The following is a 12,325-nucleotide window of genomic DNA, read 5'->3' as shown; positions in this document are numbered from 1 at the left end:
TTCATCACCGGCCCCGACGTCGTCAAGGCGGTCACCGGCGAGGAGATCACGCAGAACGGCCTGGGCGGCGCCGACGTCCACGCCGAGACCTCGGGCGTGGCGCACTTCGCCTACGACGACGAGGAGACCTGCATCGCCGAGGTCCGCTACCTCCTGTCCCTGCTCCCGCAGAACAACCGCGAGAACCCGCCCCGTTCGGAGTCCTCGGACGCGGCCGACCGCCGCTCGGACGTCCTCCTGGACCTGGTCCCGGCGGACGGCAACCGGCCCTACGACATGGCCAAGGTCATCGAGGAGATCGTCGACGACGGCGACTACCTCGAGGTCCACGAGCGCTGGGCCCGCAACATCATCTGCGCGCTGGGCCGGATGGACGGCCAGGTCGTCGGCATCGTCGCCAACCAGCCGCAGGCGCTGGCCGGTGTGCTGGACATCGAGGCCTCCGAAAAGGCGGCCCGTTTCGTTCAGATGTGCGACGCGTTCAACATCCCGATCATCACTCTTCTGGACGTCCCCGGCTTCCTCCCGGGCGTCGACCAGGAGCACGGTGGCATCATCCGCCACGGCGCGAAGCTCCTCTACGCCTACTGCAACGCGACCGTGCCGAGGATCTCCCTGATCCTGCGGAAGGCCTACGGAGGTGCGTACATCGTCATGGACAGCCAGTCCATCGGTGCCGACCTCACCTACGCCTGGCCGACGAACGAGATCGCCGTCATGGGTGCGGAGGGTGCGGCCAACGTCATCTTCCGCCGCCAGATCGCCGAGGCCGAGGACCCCGAGGCCATGCGGGCCCGCATGGTCAAGGAGTACAAGTCCGAGCTGATGCACCCCTACTACGCGGCCGAGCGCGGCCTGGTCGACGACGTCATCGACCCCGCCGAGACCCGCGAGGTGCTGATCAAGTCCCTCGCCATGCTCCAGACCAAGCACGCGGACCTGCCGTCCCGCAAGCACGGCAACCCGCCGCAGTAACCCTGCGGACATCTTCCTCACGGAGACTGACACCCATGGAATCTGCTGACATCCGCGTCGAGAAGGGCCACGCCGAGCCCGAGGAAGTCGCCGCCATCACGGCCATCCTCCTGGCCCGCGCCGCCGCCCGCCCCGCAGACCCGACCCCGACCCACCGCGGCCGCATCAAGGCAGGCTGGCGCCGCCTGGAGCGCGAGCCGGGCTTCAGGGCCCCGCACAGCTGGCGCTGACAACAGAACCTGAGAAGGCCCCTCCACACGGAGGGGCCTTCTTTTTGGGGGCGCGGGGAACTGCGCGAACAACCACGCACACCCGCACCCGGCAACGCGACAGCCCCCGGCAGCCCGGAGGCCGCCAGGGGCTGTCCCACAGCGACTGATTACCGCAGGCGCGCCATCAGCGCGTGCTCGACCAGCGTGATCAGCGCCGACTTGGCGTCCGCGCGGTGGCGGGCGTCCGTCGTGATGATCGGGGTGTCGGGGCCGATCTGGAGTGCCTCGCGGACTTCGTCCGGCGTGTACGGCTGCTGGCCGTCGAAGCCGTTCAGCGCGATGACGAACGGCAGGCCGCTGTTCTCGAAGTAGTCGACGGCGGGGAAGCAGTCGGCGAGCCTCCTCGTGTCGACCAGCACGATCGCGCCGATGGCGCCGCGCACCAGGTCGTCCCACATGAACCAGAAGCGGTCCTGACCGGGCGTACCGAAGAGGTACAGGATCAGGTCCTGGTCCAGGGTGATACGGCCGAAGTCCATGGCGACCGTCGTGGTCGTCTTGTCCCCGGTGTGGGTCAGGTCGTCGATGCCGGCCGAAGCGGACGTCATGACGGCCTCTGTGCGCAGCGGATTGATCTCCGAGACGGCACCCACGAACGTGGTCTTGCCCACGCCGAAGCCGCCAGCCACCACGATCTTCGCGGACGTGGTGGAGCGGGAAGGCCCTCCGCTAGAGCTTGCGAAGTCCACTGAGCACCCTTTCGAGCAGTGTCACGTCTGGCTGGCCGCCGGCGTTCTCGTCGCCGCCGGGCTGATGGATGGCGACCAGTCCCGCCTCCGCCAAGTCGGCGACGAGGATCCTGGCCACGCCGAGAGGGATCGTGAGGAGCGCCGAGATCTCGGCGACCGACTTGATTTCCCGGCAGAGGTTGCAGATCCGCTGATGCTCGGGCAACTGGCCCTGCATCTGGTGCGGCTGCGCAGTGGTGTGCACCAGCGCCTCGATGGCGAGCTGGTAGCGCGGGCGGGTCCGGCCGCCGGTCATGGCGTACGGACGCACCAGCGGATTGTGATTGTTCGACCCTCCGCCGGGCGCCGGCTCGGGGTTGCGGCGCTGCGGCTGCACGGGCTGGATACGCGGGGCAGGCGGCTGGTCGTACGGCGACGGGCCGGGGCCCTGCGGCGCGTACGGCTGCCGGTGGCTCGGTGCGGAGGGGAAGTTGTAACGGTTCGGGTTCTGACCACCGTCGCCCTGGCCCTGGGCAGGGCCGTACGACCAGTTGCCCGAAGACGAACCGCCTGGGGGTGTTGCCACTTTCTCCTCCTCCGACTGTGCCTGGCACCCAACGCTGTGGAGCCGCGTCCCGAAACCTTACGGCCACGGGACGCCAAAACGCACCGTCCGTCTGTTAGTTGAGCAGGCTCCCCTGGAGCTCTGCACGAAGGTCCGGTGTCAGGACCGTACCGGCTCGGTCGACCAGCAGCGCCATCTCGTACCCGATGAGGCCGATGTCCGCCTCCGGATGTGCGAGAACGGCGAGAGAGGAACCGTCGGATACGGACATGATGAAGAGGAATCCCCGCTCCATCTCCACAACCGTCTGGTTCACGGCGCCGCCCTCGAAGATCCGGGAGGCGCCCGCCGTCAGAGATGTCAGTCCGGACGCGACGGCCGCGAGCTGGTCGGCGCGGTCGCGGGGGAAGCCTTCGGACATCGCCAGAAGGAGTCCGTCGGCGGAGACCACCACCGTGTGGGACACCCCCGGGGTGTTGTCCACGAAGTTGGTGATCAACCAGTTCAGGTTCTGTGCCGCCTGGCTCATCGGGCTCACACTAACGCTCCTGGTTGTAGGTGCTGTCAGGACCGAAGCCCTGGCCGTTCGTTTCACTGCCTGCGCTGCGTCCGCGCTGGACGCCCCGACGCAGGTTGCTCAGCCTGCCCCGGACGTCCTCCGGGGCGCGGGAGACCTGTGGGCCTCCCTGGGGGGTGCTTTCGGCGGCACCCTCGATCAGGTTGGCCTTGGGCACCCGCCTCGGCAGGCCGGAGGAGGTGACCCCGCCCGCCTTGGGCTTCCGGAGTTGCGAGGCTTGCTGCCACCGCTCGTCGTTGGCCGAGCGCCAGTCGTCGCCGTTGTTCTCCGGGGTGGAGGCCGGCGGATCCTGGCTCACGTGCCGTGCGCCACCCGAACCGTTCGCACCACTCGCGGTGGATCCACGGCGGGGAAGCCCGGCGTCGGTCATCGTCGTGTGAGGGGCGGAGGGGCCCGATCCCGGACGGTCGAAGCCTACGCGGTCCTGCTCACTTGCGTCAGCGGCCTGCGCAGATTCCGTTTCCGGGGTCTGAGAAGGGTACTGGCTCGGGTAGCCGTTCTGGTAACCGTCCTGCTGGGGCCAGTCGTCCTGGTGGCGCCGCTGCTCGAACGCGGCGAAACCGCCCTGCCCGCCCGCACCCTGCGCCGGCGGCTCCTCCTGAGCCGGCTCCGCATAGGAGGGCTCCGGGTAGCCGCCGTTCGGCGAGAAGGTGTCGTTCTGCGGCAGACCGCCGTTCGGCGCGTAGTACTGCTCGTCGTACGCAGAGCGCTGCGGCTCCTCGTACGACGCCTGCTGCTGCTCCTGGTACGGCGCCTGCTGCTCCTCGTACGGCGCCTGGCGGTCGTACGCGGAAGGCTGCTGCTCCGGGTAGCCGGTCTGGCCGGTGTCGTAGGCCTGACCGGCGTCGTAACCCTGCTGCCCGTTGTACTCGTCGCGGTACCCGGTCGCCTGGTTGGGCTCCTGGTTGCCCTGCCCGGGCAGCGCGGGCTGCTCGTGCGACTGGGCCTCCAGGGCCGCCCGGCGCTCCTCACGCATCAGGGAGCGGCCGACGGGGTCCAGCTCGCGTATGTCGTCGGGGACGTCGGAGTAGCGGCTGTCGTCGAAGCCGAGCTCCGCGGCCGTCCGCATGGGCTGGCCGAAGTTCTCGCCGCCGAAGTTCTGCTCGGGGATGATCTGCGAGACGGTGAACTCGTCGCGGTCCACGTGCTGCTCGCCGCCACCACCGTGGGTGATCGCGTCGGGCAGCATGACCAGCGACGTCGTGCCGGCCTGCTCGCCCGAGGGGCGCAGCTGGACGCGGATGCCGTGCCGGTCGGACAGCCGGCCGACCACGAACAGGCCCATGCGCTGCGAGATCGCGGCGTCCACCGTCGGCGGGTTGGCCAGCTTGTGGTTGATGTCCGCGAAGTCCTCGGCGGTGAGGCCGATGCCCTTGTCGTGGATCTCGATCATGACCCGGCCGTCGGGGAGACGGGTGGCGGTCACGCGGACCTTGGTCTGCGGGGAGGAGAACGTCGTCGCGTTCTCCAGCAGCTCGGCGAGCAGGTGCACGAGGTCGGTCACGGCACGGCCGTGGATCTCGGCCTCCGGGACGCCGGACAGCTCGATGCGCTCGTACTGCTCCACCTCGGAGGAGGCGGCGCGCAGCACGTCGACCAGCGGCACCGGCTGGTCCCAGCGGCGGCCGGGCTCCTCGCCGGCGAGGACGAGGAGGTTCTCGCCGTTGCGGCGCATACGGGTCGCGAGGTGGTCCAGCTTGAAGAGGTTCTCCAGCTGGTCCGGGTCGGCCTCGTTGTTCTCCAGATCGGTGATCAGGGTCAGCTGGCCCTCGATCAGCGACTGGTTGCGGCGCGACAGGTTGGTGAAGATCGCGTTGATGTTGCCCCGCAGCAGGGCCTGCTCGGCGGCCAGCCGGACCGCCTCGCGGTGGACCTGGTCGAAGGCGCGGGCGACCTCGCCGATCTCGTCCGTGGTGGTGATCGGGATGGCCTGGACGCGGGTGTCGACGCGGCCGGGGTCGGTGCGGGAGAGCTGGTCGACCAGCATCGGCAGACGCTGCTCGGCGATGCCGAAGGCGGCGTTGCGCAGCTGGCGCATCGAGCGGCTCATCTGGCGGGCGACCGCGCCGGCCAGGATGAAGGCCAGGAGCAGGGCGACCACGACGGCGGCACCGGTGATGTAGGCGTCACGCTGGGCGTCGTCGGCGATGTCGGACGCTTCGCTCACGGCCCTGTCGGCCAGGTCCGTCTCGATCTTCTCGTACGCGTTGAACTTGAGGGTGTTGACCGCCCACCAGTTCTCGGCGGTGATGCCCCTCTCGGCGAGGGCGGCGCGCGCGCTCGGGTCCGTGCTCTGCAGCGTGGCCACGCCCGAGATCATCGTTGTCGGGTTGGAGGGCGGCGGGACGTAGTCCGGGTTCTTGGCCTTGGCCTCCCGGGCCATCGCGGCACCGTCGGCCTTGATCTTGGCCTCGGCCGTCTTGAGCTTGGCCGCGTCCTGCTCGGTGCCACCGCCGATGTACTCCTGCACGGCGATGCGCTCGAGGTAGGCGTACGAGGAGAGAGCGATGCGCTGGCTGGCCAGGTTGCCGTCGTCCGGGCCCGGCTTCACCAGGATGTGCATGCCGATGGAGCGCTGCAGCGACAGGGCCGCCTTGGTGAGCTCGATGGCGTACACGGTCCGGCCGTAGCTGGTGATGTTGCCGGTGCCGAGGCCGAGCTCGTTGGCGAACTCCGTCAGCGGGTGGGCGACCTCGACGTAGCCCTCTTCGGTCTGGACGCCCTTGAGCTTGGAGGTGTAGGCGACCTGGCGCAGGGTGGCGAGCTTCGGCTCCGCCTCGCGGAACAGCTTCAGCCGGCGCTCCAGGCCGGGCTTGGCCGGCATGTTCTGGGCCGCGGCGTCGAAGGCGTCGGCCGCCTCGTCGGTGTCCTTGCGGACCTGGGTGACGGTCGCCTTGTCCTGGGCGGTCTGGGCGCTGCCCTTCAGCAGGGGCGCCGCCGACGCGTCACGTTCGATGTAGAGGGCGTTGGCGTAGAGCAGCGAGGCGCGGACCAGGCGCGCGGTGTTCTCCGCGTCCTCGGCCTCCTGCCAGGTGTCGATCGAGCCCTTCACCTGGAAGCCGCCCATGACGAGGCCGACCAGCACGGGTATGAGCAGGATCGCGTTGAGCCTGGTCGCCACGCGCCAGTTGCGCGGGGAGAGACGGCCGCCGCTCTCGGCGGGCGCGGCCGTCGGTTCCGAACCGGGCACGGGGGCGGGCGCCGCTGTGCGCGGCGGCGGGGTGAAGTTGCCCCGGGCCGACGGCTCGGGACTGTTCTTGCTTCGCCTCACTCGACCAACAACCTCTCGGCGGTCGGCACCAACGTTGTGCCGCAGTGTTCAGAGCCCAGACGCCAGCGACGGACGGGCACGTCATTGACTATTGGGCAGTTCAGGCATTCCAGCACGACGACCTGCGCTCTTCCAAACAGTCCGGGGAGGGGAATCGACGTGATGTAAGCCCCAGATAAAACGGTCATAAAGAGCGAGCCCCGCCAAAAGGCGGGGCGATTGTGCGCGCAGCGAGACCGGATGTGCGCGACGCGTGGCCGTACCACCCGATTCCTCTGCCGAAACGTTATGAACACCTTGGCCGACCGTGTCAAAGGACACAGTCGGCTCCGGTGTATCTACGACAACTGCCGTATGGCGCTCCAGAATTGGGTGCTACCTCAGCCGTGCCATCAGAGCGTGCTCCACCAGCGTGATCAGGGCACTCTTCGCATCGGCCCGGTGCCGGGCGTCCGTCGTGATGATCGGGGTGTCAGGACCGATCTGCAGCGCCTCGCGCACCTCTTCGGGCTGGTAGGGCTGCTGTCCGTCGAAGCCGTTCAGCGCGACGACGAACGGCAGGCCGCTGTTCTCGAAGTAGTCGACGGCCGGGAAGCAGTCGGCCAGGCGCCGGGTGTCCACGAGCACCACCGCGCCGATGGCGCCGCGCACCAGGTCGTCCCACATGAACCAGAAGCGGTCCTGACCCGGCGTACCGAAGAGGTACAGGATCAGGTCCTGGTCCAGGGTGATACGGCCGAAGTCCATGGCCACCGTGGTGGTGGTCTTGTCCCCGGTGTGGGTCAGGTCGTCGATGCCCGCGCTGGCGGAGGTCATCACGGCCTCGGTACGCAGCGGGTTGATCTCCGAGACGGCACCCACGAACGTGGTCTTGCCCACGCCGAAGCCGCCCGCCACCACTATCTTCGCGGAGGTGGTGGATCGACCCGCGTCAGAGCTTGCGAAGTCCACTGAGCACCCTTTCGAGCAGTGTCACGTCCGGCGCGCCGGTGGCGTCGTCGCCGCCCGGCTGGTGGATCGCGACGAGACCGGCCTCGGCGAGGTCCGCGACCAGGATCCGGGCCACACCCAGCGGCATGTTGAGCAGCGCCGAGACCTCGGCCACCGACTTCACCTCACGGCACAGGTGGCAGATCCGCTGGTGCTCCGGGAGAAGTCCCATGAGCGCGGCGGGGTCCGCGGTCGTACTGATCAGTGCCTCGATGGCCAACTGGTAGCGCGGCCGGGTCCGGCCGCCGGTCATGGCATACGGCCGGACCAGCGGCTCGTCGCCCTCGTCCTCGTACGGCTCCGCGTACGGATCATGAGAGGCGGTGGGCGGGGTCATGGGTCCTCCGGGCGGGACAGCAAGTCGGTCGGCAAGCCGTCTGACGGGGCCTGTGTGGGGTGTGTGGCAGCCGGACGGTGATGTGGTGAGACGGGTGGTGCCGGGGCCGTTCAGTGGAGCAGACTGCCTTGGAGCTCAGCTCGCAGGTCGGGGGTGAGGACCGCGCCCGCGCGGTCGACCAGGAGCGCCATCTCGTAGCCGACGAGGCCGATGTCGCAGTCGGGGTGGGCGAGTACGGCCAGGGACGAGCCGTCCGAGACGGACATGAGGAAGAGGAACCCTCGCTCCATCTCCACGACCGTCTGCGCCACCTCACCGCCCTCGAAGATCCGGGAGGCGCCTGCCGTCAGCGACGTCAGGCCCGAGGCGACGGCCGCGAGCTGGTCCGCGCGGTCGCGCGGGAAGCCCTCCGACATCGCCAGGAGGAGACCGTCGGCGGACACGACGACGGTGTGGGACACCCCGGGGGTGTTGTCCACGAAGTTGGTGATCAACCAGTTGAGATTTTGTGCCGCCTGGCTCATCGGACTCAACTAACGCTCCTGCTGGTGAGTGGGCCGTGGGTGGCTGCCGGTCTGGGTGGACCCGGCCTGACGACCCTGTGCGATTCCCCGACGGAGATTGGTCAGCCGGCCGCGCACGTCATCGGGCGCACGCGAGACCTGAGGACCGCTCTGGTGGGTTTGCTGCTGAGCCGTGCCCGGGACGAGGTTCGCCCGGGGCACCCGGCGCGGCAGGCCGGAGGTGGTGACACCACCCGCGGCGGGCTGGCGGACTCGCTCGGCCTGGCGGACGAGGTCGTCGTTCGGCGAGGTGCGCCACCCGGCGGGGGCGGACCGCTGCGGACCGGTGGGTCCCTGCGGTTGCTGCGGGGCGGAGCCGTTGCTCTGCGGCTGCTGCTCCTGCTGGCCGTGGAACCAGTTGGTCTCCAGCGTGTCGTACAGCGGTGTACGACCGTCGCCCGGACCGGACGCCGGCGGCAGGGCCTCAGGCTCCTGCCGGACGGGCCGGGCCTGCGGGGCGGGCGGAGGCGGGGCGCCGAAATCGGCCGGGCCCCGGCCACCGCCTGCCTGCGGCCGCTCGTACTGGCCCGTTCCCGTGGGGTCGGCCGGCGTGGCCGGACCCGGGAGGGTGGGCCGTCCGGAGCCGTTGTCCTGCCGCGGGGCGGGGTACTGGCCGGTCGCGCCGTTGTCCTGGCGCTGGGCCGGGTACTGGCCAGTCGCGCCGTTGTCCTGGCGGGGTGCCGGGTACTGGCCGGTCGAGCCGTTGTCCTGCCGCGGCGCTGAGTACTGGCCCGTGGAGCCGTTGTCCTGCCGGGGCGCGGGGTACTGGCCGGTCGCGCCGTTGTCCTGGCGCTGGGCCGGGTACTGCCCGGTGGAGCCGTTGTCGTAGGACTGCGGCGCCGGGTACTGGCCCGACGCGGACGACGAGTCGGGGCGGCCGCCCGGCGTGCCGAAGACGTCCGGGCGGACGAACTGACCCTGGTCCTGCGACGCGTTCGCGCCGGGGCCGAACGGGTCCGCGTGCTGGGGAGCGCCGAAGTCGGTCGGCGAGCCGAAGCCCTGACGGTCGTTGTCGCGCGGCACGGCCGGCATCTCCGTCGTCGAGCCCGGGCCCTGACGGTCGTCGACGCGCGGCAGGGACGACGTACGGGAGGCGTCCGTCTCCTCGTGGCCGCGCGGGGTGTCCAGCGAGGCACGCGGCACCGGCGGCTGGGCGTTCTCGTCGCTCCAGCTCGGCACCCGCGGCTGCGAGTCGCCACCGGGCAGCTCGGCCCGCGGACCGCCGCGCGGCGGCAGCTGCGGCCGGCGGCCCTTGCCCTGATCGGAGTTGCCGCCCTGCTTCTTCCGGCTCCGGCCACCGCCGAAGGCGTCCTGGCCCTGCGGCCCGTTGGTGCCCGCGGCCTGCAGACCCTGCGGCGCACCCGGGGCCTGCTGGCCGAACCCAGCACCGGCGGGAGCCGGACGGCCCTGCGAGGGACCACCCTGCTCGAACGACGGCGTGCCGGGACCCTGCGGTCCGCGCGCACCGCCCGGCGCTCCCGGACGGCCACCGTCCCCGTCGCGCCCGGGCAGCGCGGCCCGAGGACTCTGACCGGGACCGAGCCGGCCACCGCCGGAGGCACCGCCACCGAAGGCACCGCCGGACGCACCGGCCCCGAGGGCACCGCCGCCCTGGCCGGAACCGGCGGCACGCCGGGCCGCGGCCGCACCGGCGGCGGCCTGCGCGGCGGCGGGGCCGCCACCGACCGGCGGCTGACCGGGCTGCTTGGGCTGGGGCTTCCTGCCGCCCTGGGCGACGTCGACGGGCAGCATGACCAGCGCGGTCGTACCACCGGAGTCGGACGGGCGCAGCTGGATGCGGATGCCGTGGCGCTGCGAGAGGCGGCCGACCACGAACAGACCCATGCGGCGGGAGACGGAGACGTCCACCGTCGGGGGAGAGGCCAGCCGCTCGTTGATCGCCGCCAGGTCCTCCGGCGACAGACCGATACCGGTGTCGTGGATCTCGATCAGCACACGGCCGTCGGGCAGCGCGTGACCGGTGACCTTGACCTTGGTCTGGGGCGAGGAGAACGAGGTCGCGTTCTCCAGCAGCTCGGCGAGCAGGTGCACGAGGTCGTTGACCACGCGGCCGGCCACTTCGGTGGTCGGCACGGAGGCCAGCTCGATGCGCTCGTACTGCTCCACCTCGGACGCGGCGGCACGGAGCACGTCGACCAGCGGGACCGGGCGGGTCCAGCGGCGGCCGGGCTCCTCACCCGCGAGGACGAGGAGGTTCTCACCGTTACGGCGCATGCGGGTCGCGAGGTGGTCGAGCTTGAACAGCGAGGACAGCTGGTCCGGGTCGGCCTCGCGGGACTCCAGTTCGGAGATGAGCGACAGCTGACGCTGGATGAGGCCCTGGGAGCGGCGCGAGAGGTTGGTGAACATCGCGTTGACGTTGCCCCGCAGCAGGGCCTGCTCGGCGGCGAGGCGGACCGCCTCGCGGTGCACGTCGTCGAAGGCCGCGGCCACTCGGCCGATCTCGTCCCGGGAGTGCACACCGACCGACTCCACGGACGTGTCGACGTCCTGCGGGTCGGACTCGGACAGCTGCTTGACCAGCTCGGGCAGACGGTCGGAGGCGACCTTGGTCGCGGTGTCCTCCAGGCGGCGCAGCGAGCGGATCATGGACCGCGCCACGACGAAGGCGCCGACCAGCGACACACCGAGCACGATCAGGATCAGGGCACCGGAGATGATCGCGTCGCGCTCGGTGGCGCTGCGCAGCTCGCGGGCCTTCTGCTCCATCTCCTCGAGCAGCGTGTGCTCGATGTTCTTCATCTGCTGGATCTTGGTGGAGCTGTCGTCCAGCCAGTCGCGGTAGGACCGCTTGTCCTGCTGGGCGAGACCGCTCGCGGAGACCAGGGCACGACCCGCGTAGGTGTCGGTGGCCTTGATCGTGGAGTTGCCGCCGTCCTCGATGGGCTTCAGCAGCTCGGCGGCGGCGTCCTCGCCGTAGATGCTCTTGAAGCTTCGGATCTCGGACTTCTGGCTCTCCAGGGCCGACTCGGCGTAGAGCCGGTCGTTCGGCGAGAGCTTGCCGGCCGTGGTGTTGCTCGCGGGCAGCGCCGCCGCGAGGGCGGCGCGCTGGATCGAGGAGTACTCCTTGGCGGAGGAGAACGCCGCGAGCGCACGCGTGCGCTGGATCATGTCCGGGTTGCTGGTCGCCTCGGCCATGTCCTGGGAGAGGTCGATCAGGTTCTCGATCAGACGGTGGTACGCCTCGACCGTCTGCGTGGAGTTGCCCTCGGAGGCGTAGGCGCCCTTGCGGATCTGCGCCAGGTCGCCGAGCTCGCCGGCGAGCTGGATGAGGTACTCGCGGACGCCCTTGAGGTTGCCGTCCTTGCTGGCGCTGTCGATCTCCTCGGAACTGTCGAGGAAGTTCTTCATCGCCCGGTCGGTCTTCTCGCGAAGCCCCTTGACCGTGAAGTCGGTCGCCTTGCCGCCGTGGGCCAGCGGGCCGGCCGACTGGTCGCGCTCCTCCTGGAGCGCGGCCGACAGCTCGGTGGCCTGCTTGGTCATGTCCGTCAGCAGCTTCATGTTGTCGAGCTGCTGGATGTCGTCCATGGACTGGTCGATACGCAGCGCGCCCAGCGAGGTGGCCGCGACCACCGGGAGGGCGAGCAGCGACACCAGTCGCGTGGAGATGCGCCAGTTGCGCAGGGCTATTCGCGGCCCGGGGCCGGTCGGGCCCGTCGGCGGCTTCAGCGCCGGGGAAGGGCCTGCGGAACCCGAGGGGGCCGACGTGCCGGGGCGCCCGGAGCGCTCACCGCCGTCACCGGCCGGGCCCTGGTTCTGGGCGTGCTGGGGCGAGGGGCCGCCATTCATGGGGCCAGTCCCGCCGTGCGGCTCCGGCACCGCCGCAGCGTTGCCATCCCTCTTGAAACGTCCCTGCACTAGCGTCGCAACCTCTGGACCAGGCACCCCGTCGCCTGAACGGCGGGGCACGGTGTCGGCGTTCTGGGGACGCCCTGAAAAACGCCCCCGTGGTGGTCTTGAGTGACCGGCGCTGGCTCCCCCTCTCGCCGCCACCCGGCGCGACTGTGCGCCCCCTGTGCGCCGGCTCGATCCTGCGGCGGTCCGTGAGATTCCAGCACAGCACAGGATCTCCAACAAGGCCCGTAG

Annotated in this window: 10 protein-coding genes; 2 read left to right on the top strand and 8 right to left on the bottom strand. The window is 70.5% G+C overall.

The genetic code is table 11. From position 1 onward, the window contains the following. Nucleotides 1-975, top strand: a 975-nt coding sequence (locus tag AB0G20_RS34340; protein ID WP_361309290.1) for a carboxyl transferase domain-containing protein, incomplete at its 5' end; no start/stop codon positions are given. 35 nt (nucleotides 976-1,010) lie between these two features. Then, nucleotides 1,011-1,205: an acyl-CoA carboxylase subunit epsilon gene (locus AB0G20_RS34335; protein WP_361309288.1), complete on the top strand. Its 195-nt coding sequence runs from the start codon at nucleotides 1,011-1,013 to the stop codon at nucleotides 1,203-1,205. Between the two features lie 149 nt (nucleotides 1,206-1,354). Here AB0G20_RS34335 and AB0G20_RS34330 read toward each other — a convergent pair whose 3' ends face one another. The 8 genes from AB0G20_RS34330 to AB0G20_RS34295 form a co-directional block, all read right to left on the bottom strand. Next, nucleotides 1,355-1,936: an ATP/GTP-binding protein gene (locus AB0G20_RS34330; RefSeq protein WP_014675207.1), complete on the bottom strand. Its 582-nt coding sequence runs from the start codon at nucleotides 1,934-1,936 to the stop codon at nucleotides 1,355-1,357. Beyond that, nucleotides 1,917-2,501, bottom strand: a complete 585-nt coding sequence (locus AB0G20_RS34325; protein WP_361309285.1) for a DUF742 domain-containing protein — start codon at nucleotides 2,499-2,501, stop codon at nucleotides 1,917-1,919. The genes AB0G20_RS34330 and AB0G20_RS34325 overlap by 20 nt, the downstream gene beginning before the upstream one ends. Nucleotides 2,502-2,595: 94 nt before the next feature. Then, nucleotides 2,596-3,009: a roadblock/LC7 domain-containing protein gene (locus tag AB0G20_RS34320; protein WP_003993185.1), complete on the bottom strand. Its 414-nt coding sequence runs from the start codon at nucleotides 3,007-3,009 to the stop codon at nucleotides 2,596-2,598. Nucleotides 3,010-3,019: 10 nt separating this feature from the next. Next, entirely contained in the window at nucleotides 3,020-6,328 is a 3,309-nt protein-coding gene (locus AB0G20_RS34315) for a nitrate- and nitrite sensing domain-containing protein (RefSeq protein WP_361309282.1), read from the bottom strand. Nucleotides 6,329-6,703: 375 nt separating this feature from the next. Continuing rightward, entirely contained in the window at nucleotides 6,704-7,279 is a 576-nt protein-coding gene (locus AB0G20_RS34310; RefSeq protein ID WP_104781463.1) for an ATP/GTP-binding protein, read from the bottom strand. After that, the gene (locus AB0G20_RS34305) at nucleotides 7,260-7,655 is read right to left on the bottom strand and encodes a DUF742 domain-containing protein (protein ID WP_361309279.1); all 396 of its coding nucleotides are present in this window, start codon (nucleotides 7,653-7,655) and stop codon (nucleotides 7,260-7,262) included. The genes AB0G20_RS34310 and AB0G20_RS34305 overlap by 20 nt, the downstream gene beginning before the upstream one ends. A gap of 110 nt (nucleotides 7,656-7,765) precedes the next feature. Then, on the bottom strand, nucleotides 7,766-8,179 hold the full coding sequence (locus tag AB0G20_RS34300; RefSeq protein ID WP_356655628.1) for a roadblock/LC7 domain-containing protein: 414 nt from the start codon (nucleotides 8,177-8,179) through the stop codon (nucleotides 7,766-7,768). A gap of 9 nt (nucleotides 8,180-8,188) precedes the next feature. Then, a complete protein-coding gene (locus AB0G20_RS34295; RefSeq protein ID WP_361309276.1) occupies nucleotides 8,189-12,097 on the bottom strand; it encodes a nitrate- and nitrite sensing domain-containing protein in 3,909 nt (1,302 codons plus the stop codon). Nucleotides 12,098-12,325 lie beyond the last annotated feature (228 nt).

This window comes from Streptomyces sp. NPDC024017 (genome assembly GCF_040638895.1).
Taxonomy (GTDB): Bacteria; Actinomycetota; Actinomycetes; order Streptomycetales; family Streptomycetaceae; genus Streptomyces.
This window is presented reverse-complemented; position numbering and strand designations above follow the sequence as displayed.

Bases quoted from the DNA above. Each gene is read 5' to 3' on its own strand.
- AB0G20_RS34305 (WP_361309279.1), bottom strand. From the start codon at position 7,655: ATGACCCCGCCCACCGCCTCTCATGATCCGTACGCGGAGCCGTACGAG.
- AB0G20_RS34320 (WP_003993185.1), bottom strand. From the start codon at position 3,009: ATGAGCCAGGCGGCACAGAACCTGAACTGGTTGATCACCAACTTCGTG.
- AB0G20_RS34335 (WP_361309288.1), top strand. From the start codon at position 1,011: ATGGAATCTGCTGACATCCGCGTCGAGAAGGGCCACGCCGAGCCCGAG.
- AB0G20_RS34300 (WP_356655628.1), bottom strand. From the start codon at position 8,179: ATGAGCCAGGCGGCACAAAATCTCAACTGGTTGATCACCAACTTCGTG.